The sequence below is a fragment of the Microbacterium sp. NPDC058389 genome, from assembly GCF_042722305.1.
GTDB lineage: Bacteria > Actinomycetota > Actinomycetes > Actinomycetales > Microbacteriaceae > Microbacterium.
In genome coordinates this window covers 20204-38028 of sequence record NZ_JBHXJQ010000024.1, presented here as the reverse complement: position 1 = coordinate 38028, position 17825 = coordinate 20204, and the positions used below count along the sequence as shown (strand labels likewise).

17 protein-coding genes are annotated in these 17825 nt (G+C 71.5%); 6 read left to right on the top strand and 11 right to left on the bottom strand.

Annotation, left to right across the window (positions count from 1 at the left end):
- Window positions 1-99: 99 nt before the first annotated feature.
- The 4 genes from ACFWJ8_RS20275 to ACFWJ8_RS20260 are packed head-to-tail and all read left to right on the top strand — an operon-like array spanning window position 100 to window position 4139.
- Entirely contained in the window at window positions 100-1449 is a 1350-nt protein-coding gene (locus ACFWJ8_RS20275; RefSeq protein WP_378814957.1) for a D-alanyl-D-alanine carboxypeptidase family protein, read from the top strand.
- Complete coding sequence (locus tag ACFWJ8_RS20270) at window positions 1446-2600, top strand: 3-oxoacyl-[acyl-carrier-protein] synthase III C-terminal domain-containing protein (protein ID WP_378814955.1); 1155 nt, start codon at window positions 1446-1448, stop codon at window positions 2598-2600. The genes ACFWJ8_RS20275 and ACFWJ8_RS20270 overlap by 4 nt, the downstream gene beginning before the upstream one ends.
- Window positions 2597-3265 (top strand): iron-containing redox enzyme family protein, encoded by a 669-nt coding sequence (locus tag ACFWJ8_RS20265; protein ID WP_378814953.1) that lies wholly within the window; start codon window positions 2597-2599, stop codon window positions 3263-3265. The genes ACFWJ8_RS20270 and ACFWJ8_RS20265 overlap by 4 nt, the downstream gene beginning before the upstream one ends.
- A 1-nt stretch (window position 3266) precedes the next feature.
- Window positions 3267-4139, top strand: a complete 873-nt coding sequence (locus tag ACFWJ8_RS20260; protein ID WP_378814951.1) for a DUF6999 family protein — start codon at window positions 3267-3269, stop codon at window positions 4137-4139.
- A 9-nt stretch (window positions 4140-4148) separates the two neighbouring features.
- On the opposite strand, the gene ACFWJ8_RS20255 is transcribed toward ACFWJ8_RS20260, so the two are convergent.
- The 3 genes from ACFWJ8_RS20255 to ACFWJ8_RS20245 form a co-directional block, all read right to left on the bottom strand.
- Entirely contained in the window at window positions 4149-4652 is a 504-nt protein-coding gene (locus ACFWJ8_RS20255) for an O-acetyl-ADP-ribose deacetylase (RefSeq protein ID WP_378814949.1), read from the bottom strand.
- A gap of 91 nt (window positions 4653-4743) precedes the next feature.
- A complete protein-coding gene (locus ACFWJ8_RS20250; protein WP_378814947.1) occupies window positions 4744-5559 on the bottom strand; it encodes a CPBP family intramembrane glutamic endopeptidase in 816 nt (271 codons plus the stop codon).
- A gap of 92 nt (window positions 5560-5651) precedes the next feature.
- Entirely contained in the window at window positions 5652-6047 is a 396-nt protein-coding gene (locus ACFWJ8_RS20245; RefSeq protein WP_378814945.1) for a DUF5684 domain-containing protein, read from the bottom strand.
- Window positions 6048-6161: 114 nt separating this feature from the next.
- Here ACFWJ8_RS20245 and ACFWJ8_RS20240 point away from each other — a divergent pair, with 114 nt between their 5' ends.
- Together ACFWJ8_RS20240 and ACFWJ8_RS20235 are read left to right on the top strand one after the other, a co-directional pair.
- Window positions 6162-6509, top strand: coding sequence for a UBP-type zinc finger domain-containing protein (locus tag ACFWJ8_RS20240; RefSeq protein WP_378814943.1), 348 nt, complete (start codon window positions 6162-6164; stop codon window positions 6507-6509).
- Window positions 6510-6536: 27 nt separating this feature from the next.
- Window positions 6537-8174, top strand: a complete 1638-nt coding sequence (locus ACFWJ8_RS20235; protein ID WP_378814941.1) for an FAD-dependent oxidoreductase — start codon at window positions 6537-6539, stop codon at window positions 8172-8174.
- Between the two features lie 23 nt (window positions 8175-8197).
- Here the strand turns inward: ACFWJ8_RS20235 and ACFWJ8_RS20230 are convergent, their stop codons facing one another.
- From ACFWJ8_RS20230 to ACFWJ8_RS20195, 8 genes are read right to left on the bottom strand one after another with little or no spacing between them, the layout of a single operon-like run.
- Complete coding sequence (locus ACFWJ8_RS20230) at window positions 8198-9229, bottom strand: P1 family peptidase (protein WP_378814939.1); 1032 nt, start codon at window positions 9227-9229, stop codon at window positions 8198-8200.
- Window positions 9226-10821, bottom strand: a complete 1596-nt coding sequence (locus ACFWJ8_RS20225; protein ID WP_378814937.1) for an amidohydrolase — start codon at window positions 10819-10821, stop codon at window positions 9226-9228. Before ACFWJ8_RS20225 ends, ACFWJ8_RS20230 begins: the two co-directional genes overlap by 4 nt.
- Window positions 10822-10877: 56 nt before the next feature.
- The gene (locus ACFWJ8_RS20220; protein ID WP_378814935.1) at window positions 10878-12413 is read right to left on the bottom strand and encodes a serine hydrolase domain-containing protein; all 1536 of its coding nucleotides are present in this window, start codon (window positions 12411-12413) and stop codon (window positions 10878-10880) included.
- The gene (locus tag ACFWJ8_RS20215) at window positions 12410-14230 is read right to left on the bottom strand and encodes a membrane dipeptidase (RefSeq protein ID WP_378814933.1); all 1821 of its coding nucleotides are present in this window, start codon (window positions 14228-14230) and stop codon (window positions 12410-12412) included. Before ACFWJ8_RS20215 ends, ACFWJ8_RS20220 begins: the two co-directional genes overlap by 4 nt.
- Before the next feature lie 4 nt (window positions 14231-14234).
- Window positions 14235-15116: an aminodeoxychorismate lyase gene (locus ACFWJ8_RS20210; protein WP_378814931.1), complete on the bottom strand. Its 882-nt coding sequence runs from the start codon at window positions 15114-15116 to the stop codon at window positions 14235-14237.
- A gap of 14 nt (window positions 15117-15130) precedes the next feature.
- The gene (gene menC, locus ACFWJ8_RS20205) at window positions 15131-16255 is read right to left on the bottom strand and encodes an o-succinylbenzoate synthase (protein ID WP_378814929.1); all 1125 of its coding nucleotides are present in this window, start codon (window positions 16253-16255) and stop codon (window positions 15131-15133) included.
- A complete protein-coding gene (locus ACFWJ8_RS20200; RefSeq protein ID WP_378814927.1) occupies window positions 16252-16938 on the bottom strand; it encodes a MurR/RpiR family transcriptional regulator in 687 nt (228 codons plus the stop codon). The genes menC and ACFWJ8_RS20200 overlap by 4 nt, the downstream gene beginning before the upstream one ends.
- Window positions 16938-17756, bottom strand: a complete 819-nt coding sequence (locus ACFWJ8_RS20195) for a hypothetical protein (RefSeq protein WP_378814925.1) — start codon at window positions 17754-17756, stop codon at window positions 16938-16940. Before ACFWJ8_RS20195 ends, ACFWJ8_RS20200 begins: the two co-directional genes overlap by 1 nt.
- Window positions 17757-17825: the final 69 nt, after the last annotated feature.

Below are 17825 nucleotides of genomic sequence, written 5' to 3'. Positions count from 1 at the left end.
GCGCGTTCCCGGCGAACTCCGAGCAACCGCATCCCTCCGGATAATGCATGATGGGAGCAGATTTCCGGATGGAGGCCAGCGATCGCGACCCACGAAGAGGTGACCGATGAGTTCTCCGATCTCGCGGAGCTCATGCGCGAAGAGCAGGAGCTGACCGACGGGCTCGCCGACGCCGATCCGGAGGCCCACCTCAGGCGCCGCAGACGCCGCAGGATCGGGCTGCTCGTCACCGCGATCATCCTGGTGTCGATCCTCGGCACCGCCGGAGGCTACGTGGCGTGGGCGCTCAATGCGCCGCTTGCCGCTCCCAGAGCGACATCCCAGCTGCCTGGGGCGCCGGCATCCACTGCGGCGCCGATCATCCTTCCCGACGGGACCGCGTCGGCGATCTCGATCTCGGGCGCGGACGCGTACCTCGGACCCGACGCCGCGGGCATCTGGGCGACGACCGGCGCGAACGACCCCCGCCCCATGGCGAGCATCAGCAAGCTGATCACGGCGCTCGTGATCCTCGACGCGAAGCCGCTCGCGGACGCGAACGACGCCGGCCCGACGATCACCTTCAGCAAGGCCGACCACGACCTGTACGACAAGTACTACGTGATGGGGGCCACGATCGCCGCGATGCCGACCGGCAGCTCGATGACCGAGCGCGAAGCACTCGCCGCCATGCTGATCCCGTCGGCGAGCAACTACGCCGAGGCGGTCTCGACATGGGCCTATGGGTCGCAGGGCGCGTTCGTCTCCGCGGCGCGACGGTGGCTCGCCGCGAACGGCCTCACCGGCACGACGATCGCCGAGCCCACCGGGATGAGCGAGCGCAACACCAGCACGCCGACCGACCTGATCGCGCTCGGCCGGATCGCCGGGGCGAACCCGACCATCGCGGCGATCGCCGCCACCCCGTCGATCTCGCTCCCCGGTGCGGGGGCGCTCTCGAACACGAACGACCTCCTCGGCGTCGAGGGGATCACCGGGCTCAAGACCGGCAACCTGGGCTACGGCACCTACAACCTGCTGTACACCGCGACGATGGACGTCGGCATCGGGCAGCCGCTCCAGATCGTCGGCGTCGTACTCGGCGAGAACACTCGTGAGGGCCTCGACAATGACGTGCGCGCCCTGCTGACCAGCATCCGTGAGGGCCTCCGCCCCGTGCCGGTCGCCACGCACGGACAGCAGGTGGGCGAGTACCGGACGCCGTGGGGCGCGTCGGCGAAGATCGTGATCGCGCAGGAGGCGTCGATCCTCACGTGGTCCGACACGCCCATCACGGTCGCCATGGAGACGACGACGCCGAAGACCTACTCCGACGGCGAAGTCGTCGGCAGCATCACCTGGACGGCCGGCCCGAGCACGACCACGATCCCGCTCGTGGTCGAGGGGAGCATCGAGCCGCCCGATGACTGGTGGCGGCTGACCCACCCAGACGAGCTCGGTGAACCGTGAGCGCGACCGCCTACCTGACCGGGTTCGGCAGCTACCTGCCGGGTGAACCTGTCGACAACGACGGGATCGTCGCGCGCCTGGGCGGCGACGACCCCGTCACCGAGCGGATCCGCCGGCGCGTGCTCGACGCCAACGGCATCCGGCGGCGTCACTACGCGCTCGACGAGCACGGCGAGCCGACCGAGCTGAACGAAGAGCTCGCGGTCAAGGCGCTGCACGCGGCGCTCGACGATCGCGGCATCGGCGCGTCAGACATCCGCATGCTGGCGTGCGCGACCACCATGGGCGACGTGCTCGTTCCGGGCTTCGCGTCGATGGTGCACGGGCGCCTCGGCGGCGGCCCGAAGCAGCTGCTGTCGGTCTCCGGCGTGTGCGCCTCGAGCCTCTCCGCCCTCGACGCGGCCGTGAGCAAGGTGCGCCTCGGCGACCACCCTCGCGCCGCGGTCGTCGCCTCGGAGCTCGCCAGCCGCAGCCTGCGACAGCGCCGGTACGACGGCATCCGCTCCGGCATGGACGCCCACTTCCTCAGGTGGATGCTGTCGGACGGCGCGGGAGCGGTGGTCGTGGAGTTCCAGCCCCACCCCGATCGCCCGTCGCTGCGGGTGGACTGGGTGCGGCAGGTGTCGCTCGCGCATGAGCACGATGTCTGCATGCGGGCCGGCATGAGCGGGCCCGAGCCCGTCGTCGGGCGCACGTGGCAGGATGTCGGCATCGCCGAGGCGGAGGCCGCGGGCATGTTCCTGCTGCGCCAGGACGTCAGCATGCTGGACGACCTTGCCGGCGCCGGCATCCGTCAGTTCGAAGAACTCGTCGACATCGGCCTCATCGACGTCGGTCATCTCGACCACGTCGTGTGCCACTACAGCACGAACGCGTTCCGCGACGTGGCGTTCGACGCGCTGCGCCGCCGCATCCCGACGCTCGACACCGACCGCTGGTTCTCGAACCTCGAGACGCGCGGCAACACGGGGTCTGCGAGCATCTTCATCGCCCTGGAAGAGGCGTGGCGCTCGGGCCGGTTCGCCGTCGGCGACACCGTGCTGCTGGCCGTGCCCGAGTCGGGACGCTTCTCGTTCGCCTTCGCCCACCTCACGGTGGTCGCCCCGCCCGGCCGGGCGGCGGCATCCTCGGATCAAGGAGTGAGCACGTGACCGCCACCACCACAGACACCCTTGCCGAGCGTCTCGCCGACGTGTGGGCAGACCTGGAGGAGCGCCTCGCGCAGGTGCCGATCCTGCGGCGGCTCGACGAGGGCGCGGTGACGCTCGACGACTACCTGCGGCTGCTGTTCAACCTGCGACAGCAGGTGGTCGACGGGTCGCTGTGGATCTCGCGGGCCGCGTCGAACTTCGACATCGCGCACTTCGAGCTGCGTGCCGCCGCGATCCGGCACGCGGAGGAGGAGCACCGCGACTACCTCATGCTCGAGCGGGACTACGTCGCCGTCGGCGGCTCGCTCGACGAGCTGCGGGCGGGGCGCAAGAACATCGGGTCCGAGGCGCTGTCGGGCTACATGTTCCACTACGCCGACCGCCCCAACCCGGTGGGCCTGCTGGGTGCGATGTTCATCATCGAGGGCCTCGGCGCGCAGCGTGCGGCCGGGTGGGCCGCGAGGTTCCAGGAGGTTCTCGGACTGGCTGACGGGCAGGTGCACTTCATGCGGTACCACGAGCAGGCCGACAGCGCGCACACCGGCGACCTCGACGCGATCCTCACATCGGGGATCATCGACGACGCGGCAGCCGACGACATCGTGCGCTGCGCACAGGTCGTGGCGCGGCTGTACGCGCTGCAGCTCGAAGAGCTGGATCGCTGACGTGGCGGACCGACGGCGCACCGTTCCGGAGTACGTCCGCTCCGACCCGAGCATGTGGGAGGCGATCTACGCCGACCCGTCGGTGCCGCTGGACCGGGCCCTCGTGCGCCAGATCATCGACGACCAGCGCCGACTGTCACGGCGCTGGCTGTACCCGATCGCCCGCGTGCTCTCGCGCGTGCTCGTCGCGCTGATCTCGATCGTCAAGCGCGTGCTGCCGTTCCGGTGGATGCCGCTCGGAATGATGGATCGGCTCTGTGTCTGGTTCCTCCGCAGGTTCGTGTCGCCCGACGCGGTCGAGCTGCTGATCCGGCACTTCGTCGTCGAGACGAACCTCGTGAACTTCATCATCCGCAACACCCCGGTCGCGATGGAGCCGGTCACCCTTCGCCCCGAGACGCTGTCGGGTCTCGGGGACAACGCGGTGGTCGAGCACGACGTCAACGTCTACGACGTCCTCATCGCCCTCGACCAGGTGCCGCTCACGCGGCCGGCGACCCTCGACTTCTCGCAGCTCGACGTGCCCCGGCTCGACGCCGAGCGCTGGCGCCGGCGCTACCTGCGGCTCGACATCCAGACGGCGCTGTGCTTCATGAACATCCCGTTCTCGATGGCCCTCACCGTCGAGGAGTACCGGCGTGCGGTGCACTCGATCCGGTTCGACGACTCGTTCCTCGAGATCCTGGCCCTCGTCACGGGCGACGACACGTTCCGTCACTGGAAGCTCGCCGGCATGAGCCTCTGGATGGACTCGAACGTCGACGTGCCCCGCATGGTCTACCGCCACGCGCTCGTGTGCGAGTACGCGCACGCGCGGCTCGTGAAGCTCGCCGGCGGCGTCTACCCGCGAGAGACCGCCGCGCGCTTCGACTGACCGCGCCGCTCAGCCCGCCGCGACGCGGTCGTGCAGGCGCGCGAAGGTCGACGCCGAGAACGCGATCACGCGGATGTCGTCCAGCCCGCTGACGGTGCGTGCCAGCGTGTCGATGGCCGCGTCGATCGCGTCGTCGAGCGGCCAGCCGTAGATGCCTGCGCTGATCAGGGGGAACGCGATCGAGCGCGCCCCCAGTTCGTCGGCCACTTCGAGCGAGCGCCGATAGCACGACACCAGCAGCGCGCGGTCGCGCTCCCCGGCGGCGAAGTTCGGGCCGACGGTGTGGACGACCCACTGGGCGGGGAGGTCGCCGCCCGTGGTCCAGCCGGCGTCGCCGGTCGCCAGCCCGTGCGGGAACCGTGCGATGCAGTCCGCGAGCACCGCTGGTCCGCCCGCGCGGTGGATGGCCCCGTCGACGCCGCCGCCGCCGCGCATCCGGCTGTTCGCGGCGTTGACGACCGCATCGACCTGCTGCTCGGTGATGTCGCCCTGGACGGCGGAGAGGGTCGCCATGCGACCAGTCTGGCCCTCGTGTCGGACAGCCGGAACAGGAGGGTGGATGCCGCTGGCCGCGGCATCCACTCTCCTCAAGGTCGGCTCGGTGTCAGGCCGGCTTCTCGTCGAAGGTGGGCTCGGCCGGTGCGACCTTTCCGCGGATGAAGAAGAGCATGATGATGCCGGCTCCGATGACGGCGAAGTTGCCGAGACTCGCGATCGCGGTCAGCCCGCCGCCGGCGGGGTACAAGGTCTGCAGGAAGATCGACGGGTCGGTCGTCGCGTGGAGCAGGATCGGCCAGACGAGGTTGCCGGTCACCCGCAGCGACAGGTACATCAGGATGCCGAAGCCGAACGTGTAGACCAGCTGGATCATCGTCGGCAGCAGAGCCTGACCGGTCAGCAGGTTGCCCGAGTGAAGTGCCGCGAACAGCGCGGCGCTGACCAAGGCGACCGCGATCTCGCGGTACCCGGCCTTGCGCATGAGGTTGACGACGTATCCGCGCGTCAGCGTCTCTTCCGCGAAGCCGATGAACAGTCCGGCGACGATCCATGCGATGACCACTCCGGCGCCGGCCTTGCCGTAGTCGACGGTGGCGAAGTGGAGCACGTTGAACAGCACCACGACCCCGACGGCGATCCACATCCACCACGAGCCGCGGATCGGCTGCGGACCGAACAGTTCACGGAGCCAGCCCACCGACCAGCCGAAGAGCACGAGGATCACGCCGCCCAGCGCGATCGGCAGTGCCGTCGTGAACCACACCTGCGCCGCAGGATCGTCCGTCGATTCGGCCAGCGGCAGGAACAGGAGCGATCCCGCCTGGTAGAGGACGTAGTACGCGACGACCAGCAGCAGCGAGCGCCACCAGCCGCCCTTGCTCCAGAACCTGCGCCAAGGGGACGCGGTCACCGTCTCGGTCATGCGGATCTCCTTCGTGAATGAGCGCGACCTCCGGGGGCTGAGCGGGAGCGTGCTCCCACTCGACCCCGGAGGTCGCGACGCTGCGGGTCCGGTTATGCCGACACCGGCTTCGTGTAGGTGTCGTTGCTGAAACCGGTGATGAAGTAGCCGATCGGGTTGAGCAGGAACAGGAGGAAGAACGAGAACGCTCCGCCGTGACCGAACGCGCGGCCGTTGCGGAACGCGACGAGGATCGCGAGCACGATGTTGGCGATCGGGATGAACCAGAGGATGCCCAGCCACGCCGAGTATCCCGCGATCTTGACCAGGACGAACAGGTTCACGATCGGGATGATGGCGAGCCAGCCCGGGTAGCCCGCCTTGGTGAAGGTCCTCCAGAAGGCGATGATCGTGATCACCCAGTAGATGAGCCCCACGACGATGTACCCGAACATTGCACCGGTCGACACGCCCGTGCTGATGGGCTCGATGTCTTCGAAGAAAGTCATGGATCGAACATAGAGCCTGAGAAACTGCTGAGAGCGGAGATCCGGAGGTCGTGTCGGAGAATGTCCCGCGACCGACAGCCCCGTCGGGCCGCACCGCGGGCTAGCATCGCGAGCATGACCCTCGACCAGATCGACCCCGCCGTGGCGCCCTCGGGAGAGGGCTGCGCCGAGTGCGACGCCGTGGGCGGGTGGTGGGTGCACCTGCGCCGGTGCGCCGAATGCGGGAACATCGGATGCTGCGACACGTCGCCCGCTCAGCACGCGACGGGCCACTTCCACACCACCGGACACCGCGTCGTACGCAGCTTCGAGCCGGGCGAGGTGTGGTTCTGGGACTACGTCGCCGAGGACTACGTCGACGGGCCGGAGCTGGCGCCGCCGGACTCGCGGCCTGCGTCGTGGCCGTCGCCCGGTCCGGACGGCAGAGTGCCCGACGACTGGCGTCAGCTCATCCACCGCTGACGGCACCGCCCCACGCGAGGAGGCACGATGAAGCAGCCCGACATCCTCCGGCTCGGCAAGCCGACGCTGACCGACGAGCAGTGGGCTCGCCTCAAGACCTTCGGCGAGCCGCACGACGTCGCCGAGGGGGAGTACCTCTTCCGGGCCGGAGATCCCGACTACGACCTGATCCTCGTGGACACCGGCGAGGTGCAGATCGTCCGTGACGCGCTGTCATGGGTCGACGAGACCGTGATCGGGACGATGGGTCCGCGCTCGTTCGTGGGCGAGCTCGGTCTGCTCAACGGACAGGGGGCGTTCCTGTCGGCGCGCGCGAAACAGGCGGGCCGCATGCTGCGGGTGAGCCGCGCGAGCCTGCGGCTGCTCATGGCCGAGGACGACGAGCTGTGCGACCTCGTCCTGCATGCGCTGTGGGCGCGGCGCGAGATGCTGCGACGAGGGCCGGCCGCGCTCACCCTCAAGCTCGTCGGCGCGCGGTCGTCACGGGACTTCCTGTCGCTGCGGCGCTTCGCCGAGCGGCTCGACCTCGTCCACACCGCGATGGAGCTGGCCCCGGGCGGCCTCGACGTCCTCGCCGACCACGGCGTCACGGCAGAGGACCTGCCGGTGGCGTTCATCCAGGGTGAGCCGCTGCGTCGCGCGACGCCCGGCATGGTCGCCGAGCGGCTCGGCCTCAGCTACCAGGCGCACGCCGACGAAGTGGTCGACCTCGTCGTCGTCGGCGGTGGCCCGGCGGGCCTCGCGGCCGCGATCTACGGCGCGTCGGAGGGGCTCAGCACAGTGCTGCTGGATGCCGTCGCGCCGGGCGGCCAGGCGGCGGCCACCTCGCGCATCGAGAACTTCCTCGGATTCCCGTTCGGCGTGAGCGGCGGCGATCTCATCGGGCAGGCGTCGCTGCAGGCGCTCAAGTTCGGCGTGCGGGTCTACGCGCCCTGTGAGGCGCGGGAGCTGCGCGCCGCCGGCGACACCCTCGACATCACGCTCACGGACGGCCGGGTGATCCGCACCCGCACCGCGATCGTGACCTCCGGTGCCGCCTACCGCACGCTCGACCTGGAGCGCTGGAACGACTTCGAAGGTGCCGGCATCTTCTACGCCGCCACGCCGCTCGAACTGCGTCAGGTGTTCGAATCCCCGGTGGTCGTCGTCGGCGGTGCGAACTCGGCCGGCCAGGCGTCGCTGTTCCTCGCTGCGAACGGATGCCCCGTGCACCTGGTGGTGCGCGGCTCGGATCTCGGCACGCGCATGTCGTCGTACCTCGTCGACCGGCTGCTCGAAGACCGGCGCATCGAGGTGCACACCCAGTCGCGCGTCGTCGGGCTCGACGGCGGTTCCGCCCTCGAGCGCGTGAGCATCGACTCGGTCGGCGACGTCGCGGCGCGCGGCCTGTTCTGCTTCATCGGCGCCGAGCCGGCGACGTCATGGCTCGGCGAGCTGGACCGGGATGCCGACGGGTTCCTGCGCACCGGCACCGACGTGTCGGTGCAGTCGCTCGAGCGCTGGCAGGGCCTCGGCCGCGAGCCGCTGCCGTTCGAGACGTCGGTGCCCCGCATCTTCGCCGCCGGCGATGTGCGCCGCGGTTCGATGAAGAGGGTCGCTGCCGCCGTGGGCGAGGGGTCCAGCGCGGTCGCTTCCGTGCACCGGGCGCTCGCCGACCTGCGCTGACGATCGGTCTTCATGCGGCGGTGTCAGATCGCCCCTGCCGCCTTCAGGCGTGCGCGCACGGCGTCGAGCGGGATGGCACGAGCGATGTTCCCGTCGGCGTGCGTCTGCGTGGTCGCCATGAGGATCGAGTTGACGAGTGCCTCCTCGACCGCGTCCATCGTCGCGTGGAACAGGGGGGACAGCGCGGCATCGGCCGGCGGCATCCCCGACCCGACCGAGAACGCGATCGCGTAGTCGCCACTGCCCTGCGCGAAGTCCGAGCCGACGCCGCGCATCGCGAACACCGCCCGCCGCGCGCACCGTGCAAGCTGTCGCCCGTCGACCGGCGCGTCCGTGGCGACCACGATCATGCACGAGTTGCCGACGGTCTCCGCCGGCGGACCGGGCGCGAGCTCGTCTGCGGGCATCGGCACGCCCGCGATCGACAGCGTGCCGCTGAAGTTCGACTGCACCAGGGCGCCGACCGTGTAGGCGTCCTCACCCACCGGTGCGGCGCGGGACGCGGTGCCGATCCCACCTTTGAACCCGAGGGCGACCGTCCCCGCCCCCGCGCCGACGCTTCCCTCGGCGACGGCACCCGAGGAGGCGGTCGCCAACGCTGCGGCGACGTGTTCCTCGCCCAGCGGACGGGAGCGGATGTCGGACAGGAAGCCGTCGTTCGTCTCGCCGACGACGGGGTTGAGCGTCGTGGTCCGTTCGTATCCCGGCTGCGCGAGCATGTGCCCGAGCAGTGCGTCGGCGACGCGGTACACCGACAGGGTGCTGGTGAGCAGCACGGGGGTCTCGAGAGCGCCGAGCTCCTGGAGCTGCGTCGCGCCGACGAGCTTTCCGAACCCGTTGCCGACCGCGAGCCCTGCCGGAAGCCAGCGCCGCTCGGCGCCCAGCATCGCCGGCACGACGGCCGTCACGCCGGTGTGGAGCCGGTCGGTGTGCACGGTCGCGTGGCCCACCAGCACGCCTGGAACGTCGGTGATCGCGTTGTCCCCGCCTCGGGGGAACGCGCCGGCGCCCACCCCTAGATCGGCCAGACGCAGGCGGGTGTCGGCGGCGGTCATCGGTCCTCCCGGTCGTCCAGGCCGAACGCCGGTGAGCCGCCCACGACGGTGGCGACCGGGCGGATGCCGGCGATGTCAGCTGGCGCGACACGAACAGGATCCGCGTCGAGCGCGACGAAGTCGGCGAGCATGCCGACACCGAGCCGGCCGACCCGGCCGTCGAGCCCGGCCGCATGCGCCGGTCCGGCCGTGTAGGCGGTCAATGCCTCTTCAGTCGTCAGGGGGCGGATGCCTGGCTCTTCACCGGCAGGCGACGCCTCGGTGCCCCTGACGACCGCGTCGCGGATGCCGCGCAGCGGCGCCGACGGCTCGACCGGGGCGTCGGACCCGAACGCGACCACCGCTCCGGCGTCCCGAAGCGCCGCCCACGCGTAGCTGTCGAGGTCGCGACCCTGCAGCAGCCGCGACACGAGCGGGATGTCGCCGGCCCAGTGGGTCGGCTGGAGCGAGGCGATGACACCCAGGCGGGCGAACCGTGCGACGTCGCCGGGGGCGAGGTGCTGTGAGTGCTCGACGCGCAGTCGCAGCCCGGCGCGGGTGGCAGCGCCATGAGCGCGGGCATAGGCGTCGAGGACCCGGGCGTTCGCCTGATCCCCGATGGCGTGGGTGGCCACGGCGATGCCGCCGGCGACGGCGATCGCGATGAGGCGGTCGAGCTCGCTCGGATCGAGCACCTCGATGCCGTGGTTCCCCGGCTCGCCGGCGAAGTCCTCACCCATGTGGGCGGTGTGCGAGCCGAGGGCCCCGTCCGAGAACAGCTTGACCGGCCCGTTCGTGAACCAGTCGTCACCCATGCCGGTGCGCCGGCCGGTGGCGACGGCCTCCTCCAGCGCGGCGACCGGCGTGCCCTTGTGCACCCGCAGCCGGAGCCGGCCGGCATCCTTCAGGCGGAGGAAGGCGTCGCGGGCGTCCTCGCCGTCGAAATCGGTGACGTGGGTCACCCCCTGCGACAGCAGCAGCCGCTGCGTCTGCTCCAGCAGGGCGAGCAGGTCGACCGGGGACTCGCGCTCGGCCTGGTCGACGACGGCGTCTGCCGCGGTCTCGCGGAGCAGCCCGGTCGGGTGGCCGTCGGGGTCGCGTTCGATGCGTCCGCCGATCGGGTCGGCGGTGAGGGCGTCGATGCCGGCGCGCCGCAGCGCTTCGCTGTTCACCCACACCGAGTGGCCGTCCACGCTCGACAGGCACACCGGCCGATCCGGTGCGACGGCGTCCAGCGCGGCGAGGGTCGGACGCCCGTCCGTCCACCCGTTCGCGTCCCAGCGGCCGCCGATCACCCAGCCGTCGCCCGGCCGCGCGCGCAGGTGCTCGTCGATGCCGCTGAGGGCGTCGGCGAGACTGCCGGCGTGGTTCACGTCGAGCTCGTCGAGGCTGCGCGCCAGGCTTGCGGTGTGGATGTGAGCGTCGTGGAGTCCGGCGACGACGGCCTCGCCCGGCAGGTCGCACACGGCCGTGCCGGCGGGTGCACCCTCGGCGACGGCATCCGCTCCGCCGATCGCGGCGATCACACCATCGACGACCAGCATCGCCTCGGCGGTCCCGCCACGGCCGTCGAGCAGGTGGATCCTCGGGTGGCGGAACAGTGTCGAGGCCATCGGTGTGTCCTTGCGTTCGGAATGGCGGGGGCGGGCGTCGCGCGAGGCGTGAGCCGTCAGAGCGGGGCGACTCTGAAGTGATCGGTGACGCGGGCGGCCTCGCCCCGGGGGCGCATGCCGCTTGCGTCCGCCACCTGGACCGAGAGCTCCTGGACGAGCGGTTCGCGCAGACCCATCAGGTGCACGTCGCACACCAGCGCCCCGCGCTCGCACGGGACGACCCACCTCAGCGAGGAGCGGTCGGCGGCCGAGAGCACACGCGCAGCGAAGGGTGCGGCGTCCGCGCGCACCGGGCCCGTCTCGGCGAGCGCTTCCGAGAGCCGGCGCCGCCGCACTTCGTCGGGCACGTCGCGCAGCACGTTGCGGGCGAGCAGATCCGGCGCCGCCGACAGCGGCCGCCCCTCGGCGATGAGCGCGTCGATGCGAGCGGCGGCGGCCAGGGTCGCCGGCCATGGGCGCACGATCGCGGCCGGAGCGTCGGTGCGGGCGAGGACGCCCTGCAGGACGTCGACGGCGATCGCGCCGGCACCGTAGGAGTCCGAGTTGCCGAACACGACGACGCCGAGGCCCGAGGCGGGGTGCCACCGCATGTGCGACGAGAAGCCGGGCAGTCCGCCGGCGTGCAGCACGATGCGCCCGAACCGGCGGTCGTGCTCGACCACGAGGCCGTAGCCGTATCCGGCACCGTCGAGCTCGCGGCCGGCCGAGGCCCGCTCGCTCAACGGCACCATCGTGCGGACGGTCTGCATCTCCCGACGGGATGCCGCACGCAGCGGTCCGGCGCCGGTCGTGGTGTCGTCGAACGCCGAACCCAGGAAGTGCATCCACGTCGCGATGTCGTCGACGGTGCTGAAGAGGCTGCCGATGCACGCCAGCGCCCCGGAGCCGACATACGGTTCGGGGGCGAACGCGAGTCCGTCGTCGAAGGTGCGGAAGCCTGCGGCGAGGTCGGCGTCGCCGTCGTAGAGCCCGGCGTCGGCGCGCGTGTCGTGCAGGCCGAGCGGCTCGATGAGGCGTTCCCGGACGACGTCTTCGACGGCGCGACCGGTCACGGCCTCGATCGCGCGGCCGAGGAACGAGATCCCCAGATTCGAGTAGTGGTACTCCGTGCCGGGGAGTGCAGCAAGCGGCAGCCCCGCCGCGACGAGCGCGGCGATCTCGGCACGGGACGATCCGAGGTGCTCGTCGCCCCACGGGTTGTCCTCGGCGAGGCCGGCCCGGTTCGACAGGAGCGCGTCCAGGGTCAGCACCGTGTCGTCGTCGCCGAACCGCGCCCCGGCCAGCTCGGGCACGTACTCGGTCGCCGGCGCGTGCAGGTCGAGGACGCCCTCGTCGCGCAGCGACAGGGCCGCGGCGGCCAGGAAGCTCTTCGACATCGACGCGATGCGGAACACCGTGCCGCGCGAGGTGGGTGCACCGTCGCGTCGAGGCTCGCCGTGCGCCGACATCGCGATGATCCTGCCGTCGTGCACGACGGCGGCGATGGATGCCGGTGACCGCCGCAGCGTCGGCGCGTCGAGGCGCTCCGCCAGGGCGTCCCGGGCATGGCTTTCGAGCAGATCGTCCACGGTCGACGTCGAGGTGTCGCTCACGCCTGCTCCTGCGCGGCGGCGAAAGACCGCACGTGCTCCGCGAAGCCGCTCACGAGTGCACGCGCGGCGCCGGTGTTCTGCCCGTCCGCGCGACGGGCCTCGGCGACGAGTTCGGCGACCGGGCGGTCCTCCGGACCGGGCGAGACCGGCTCGTCCCACTTGAGCAGGTCCTCCGCGCCCACCTCTGGGTGGAACTGGACGCCGTACACGCGTTCGCCGAGCCGGAACGCCTGGTGGGCGACGGCCGCGCTCGACGCGAGCAGGACGGCACCCGGCGGGAGCGCGGTGATCATGTCCTGGTGGTTCTCGATCATCGGCGCGCCGGCGCCGAGGCTCGTCGTCAGCAGGTCGGCGCGGCCTTCCTCCGACGGCGTGATGAGCGTGGCGCCGCGCTCCCGGGGGCCGAACTTCGCGCGGACCTCGCCGCCCGCGACGTGCGCCAGCAGCTGGCCGCCGAGGCAGATGCCGAGCGTCGGCAGATCGGCGTCGATCGCCTGCCGGGCGAGCTCCCGCTCCTGTGCGAGCCACGGGGCGCGGTCATCGTCGTCCGGCATCAGCCCGCCCCCGAGCATCACGAGCCCCGCATAGCCGTCGAGGCTCTCGGGCAGCCCGTCCGCACCCAGCACCGCGTGCACCTCGACGCCCTCGTCCGCCAGCCATCCGGTGAGCCGTCGCGGCCCCGACGGGGCGGCGTTGACGACCGCCAGCACCCGCGGACGCACCGGTTCGCCGGCGAGCGCCCGGGCGTCGGCATCCACTGCGGGAGTCAGCGCCGCCGCAGCCGGCGGCTCGGCGGTCCCGGCCAGGAAGGCGAGATGATCCGCGTCGGAGGCCTCGAGCACCCGCAGGACATTGCCGTGCGCGAGCGCCCCGAGGTCCGGCTCCGACCAGCCGCGGCGGCGGAGCTCTTGCAGGAGGTCCTGATAGCGCGACACGTCTTCGAGCCCGGACGGCATCGCATCGGTGCCGTCGTAGTCGGCGCCGAGACCCACGGCATGCGGGCCCGCGACATCTCGCACGTGCTCGATGTGGTCGGCGAGCTGCGGGATGCCGACGACCGGCGCGTCGCCGTGCTCGCCGCCCTCCACCCATTCGCGCCGGGCGGGCGAGAGGAACGACGGCACGAACGCGACCATGACGACGCCGCCCTGAGCGCCGATCGCGCGAAGGACGTCGTCGGGCACGTTTCGCGGATGCGCACAGAGCGCATACGCGGCGGAGTGGCTCACGATGACCGGCCGGGTGCTGATCTGCAGGGCATCGCGCATCGTCGCGGGCGACACGTGCGCGAGATCGACGAGCACCCCGATCCGGTTCAGCTCGCGCACCACATCGCGGCCGAAGTCCGTGAGGCCGCCGTGTCGCGCCTCATCGGTGGCGGAGTCGGCCCAATCGATCGTGCGCGACCAGGTGAGGGTGAGGTAGCGCGCACCCAGGCGCGCGTACTGCCGCAGGACGGCCAGCGAGCCGTCGAGCTGCGCACCGCCCTCGACGCCGATCAGCGACGCGATGCGGCCGTCCCGCATCGACGCGCGGACGTCGTCCGCGGTGCGGGCCAGTCGCAGCCGGTCGGGGTACGCGGCCACCAGGCGGTGGACGAAATCGATCTGCTCGAGCGTGGCCGTCACCTGCTCCGCGCCGGTGAGGACCGGATCGATCCACACCGACCAGAACTGTCCGCCCACGCCGCCGGCGTCCAGGCGCGGCAGGTCCGTGTGCAGCTCCGGGACCACGCGGTCCAGTCCGTCCGTGGTGTAGCCGAACCGTTCGCGCCGCGCCCAGGCGAGGTCGTTGTGGCCGTCAATGACGGGGATCATGGTGCTACGCCTTCCGTGCGTCCAGTGCGTCGTTGAGTCGATCGCTCAACGGGATGTCGACGGCGAGCGCAGTCCCGTCCAGCGAGCGCACCGGCGCGACGCCGCGCGTGCTCGAGCAGAGCCAGACGGCGTCGGCGCGGCGGAGGTCGGCGACTTCGATCCGGCGCGTCGCCACCGATTCACCCCAGCCCTCCAGCGCCGTGAAGGCGTCCGCCTGGGTGGTGCCGGGCAGCAGCCCGAGGTCGGTGGGCGGGGTCACGTAGTCGCCGTCGATGCGGGCGATGACCGTGGAGTTCGGACCCTCGAGGACGAACCCGTCGATGCTCGTGAAGATGACGTCCTGCGCCCCGCGGCGGCGGGCCTCGCGCAGTGCGGCCATGTTGACCGCGTACGACAGCGTCTTGGCGCCCTGCAGCAGCCACGGCGAGGTCTGCGCGACATCGTGCCGGTACCCGCGATCCAGCAGCACGACGTCGACCTCGGGAGCCCGCGTGCCGGTGCGACTGTCGGGCGCGAAGCCGAGCGCCCACCCCGTGGGGGCGGCGGGTGCGGCCTCGTCGCCACGCGACATGACGAACTTCACCGCGCCGCGGCTGGTGTGCTCGTGCAGCGCCGCGGCAGCCTCCGTGACCGCCCGCATCCACAGCTCCCGGCGGGGCGCCGGAAGATCGAGCATCGCGGCCGACCGCTCGAACCGGTCGAGATGCGGGCCGAGGGCCTGGGGGATGCCGTCGACCACGACGACGGTCTCGAAGATCCCGTCGCCCCGGGTCGCCGACAGGTCGGTGGCCGTCAGCACCCCGTCCCGCGGTTCGACGCGGGTGAGGCAGTCGGAGGCATCCGCGTCCGAGACGAGGTCGAGGCGGTGAAGGGTCAGGGGGAGCACGGAGTCCTTCCGGTTCAGACGGCCGCGGCCGCGGTGTCGAGGATGCGCGTCGCGTTCTGTCGCACCCAGTCCACGTCGACGACGTGTCCGAGGCCCGGCGAGACGGGGACCTGCACGACGCCCTGGTCTGCGAGCACCGGCGGCACCACGACGTCGCGTGCGTAGTACTTGTCCGAGCCTGACACGTCGGAGGGGAGGGTGAAATTCGGCAGAGACGAGATGGCGACGTTCGCCGCGCGCCCGACGCCGAACTCGTGCATCCCACCGCACCAGACGGGCACGCCGGCGTCCTGCGCGATGTCGTGTGCGCGGCGGGCGGCGGTGAGTCCGCCCATCCGCGACACCTTGATGTTCAGCACGCGGCCGGCGTCGAGCGTCAGCATCGTGTGCAGGTCGGCGACGTCGACGATCGACTCGTCGAGGCAGATCGGGGTCGAGAGGGTGCGCTGCAGGCGGGCGTGCGCCACGAAGTCGCGCGGCGCGTACGGCTGTTCGATCATCGTGAGGCCCTGTGCGTCGAGCGAGCGCATCACGGACGCGGTCTCGTCGGTGTCGGCGTACGCGCCGTTGGCGTCGACGTGCAGGTCGAGCTCGGGGTACGCGGCCCGCACGGCGCGCACCGGCGCGACGTCCCAGCCGGGCGCGATCTTGAGCTTGACGCGGGAATACCCGCTGTCGACCTGCCGTGCGACCTGCGTGAGCAGCTCGTCGACGGTGGGCTCGATGCCGAGCGAGACTCCGGCGGTCACCTCGGTGCGCGTGCCGCCGAGCGAACTCGCGAGCGAGAGGCCGGCCGATCGTGCGTGCAGGTCCCACGCGGCGATGGAGAACCCCGCCTTCGCGAACTCGTGGCCGCGGATGCGGTACCAGCGGGACTCCAGCTCCTCGGGGGTCTCCCATGTCGCGCCGACCGCCGCGGGGACCAGATAGCGCTCGGCGATGGTCCACGCCGTGGCCGTCGTCTCGGGGCCGTAGAACGGGTCGGCGGGTGAGGCGATCTCGCCCCATCCCACCCGTCCGTCGGCCTCGGTGGCTTCGACCAGCAGGTGGGTCAGCCCGGTCTTGCGGTGCGAGCTCGTCTCGAACCCGTGGACGAGCGGCAGGTTCACCTCGAACAGCCGCAGTCTGTCGATCCTCACTCGAGGAGCTCCTTGTCGGCCTCGGGGCGGTACAGGTGCAATGCCGACGCAAGCTCGTCGCGGACGGTCAGGCGCCGACGGGCGCCCTTCGCGCTGGCGGTCGTCAGGGTGCTCAGCAGGTGGCAGGCGGCGGCGACCGCGGTGGGGGAGTCCGCGTACGAGGCCGAGTGCGTGTGCACGTGGATCACCGTCGTGGCGATGTCGGTGAGCGGGGCGTCCGCGCTGTCGGTGATGAGCAGGAGCTGGCCGCCGGCCTGGTGGAACAGCTCGCCGAACCGCACCGTCTCTTCGCGATACCGCCGCATGGTGAAGGCGACCAGCACGTCTGTCGCCCGCACGTCGGTGAGGACGGTGAGCGGGGTCAGCGCCCGGCCGTCGACGAGGAACACGTTCGACAGCGTCGCCCCGAGGTCTGCGCCGAGCAGCTCGGCATAGGCGGCCGCCTTGCCACGACCGGTGATGTACCGCCGGCGCGCACCGAGGATCAGAGCGGCGGCGCGAGGGACGTCCCCGCTGCGACTGAGCTCCTCGAAAGTCAGCGCCAGCGCCCGGGTCTCGGCCTCGATGACGCGCGTCTGCAGCGCCTCGGCCGAGATGTTCATCCGGAACCGGTCGCCGTACCGTTCGCCCGGTGACACGAGCGAGCGGTCGTGCTCGCTGTCGTCGAATTCGTGCGTGGTCATCACGCTGCCTCCCCCTTGCTGCGTCGGACCGCCATGTAGGCGGCCGTGGACTCGTCGATCCGCGTGCAGGCCACGAGTATGCTCCCCTCGGCCACGAGTCGTGTGAGCGATTCCCGCAGCCGTGCGCGGACCCGGTCGTGCGACGCCTGCTCCTCGTCGTCGTCCGACAGCGCTGTCGCCTGGGCCGGGATCGCCACCCACGCGGCGTCCTGGACGCCGCCGTCGGGTCGTGCCGCCTCGGCGCGCGTCACGCGCCCCCAATCCGCGCGGCCGAGCCGCGGGGGTTCGGCGCGGCGCAGGTCGGCGTACGGGTCGTCGTCGCGGTCCAGCGCCCACTCGACGACGACGCGGTCGGTGCCGGGCCTGCCGTAGTAGTCGGGGACGAACGCCACGCCCTCGCCGCGCAGCGACGAGAAGTTGAAGTGCGCGTTGCGTGCGAGCACCGGATCGAAGGTCCATCGCATCGTGCGGTGCCCCCACCCGAGGGCGACGGTGCGCTGGTGCTCCTTGGCCAGACGGCCGACGCCGGCGCCCTGATAGGCGGCGTCGACGACCGCGGCCTGCGAGTAGTGGAACTCGCTGCCGTCGTGGTCGCGCCCCGCGAATCCATAGGCGAAGCCGACGAGCTCATCGTCGACGGTGTACACGCCGACCGCGGATCCGCCGTTTCGCGCCAGTGCGCTGAGAAGGTTCGGGTTGAGGGAGAACTCCGGTCGGTCGTAGCCGAACACGCGGGTGTAGAGGCTGGCTGCGGCACGGAATTGCTCACCCGAGGTCAGCGTCTCGGCGCGGAGCGAGGGAGCGAGCGTGGGGGGCACGATACGAATCCTATGTTGGCGGGCAAACCGGTCGATTGCCGAATTTATCGCAGACTTACAGTGGCATCA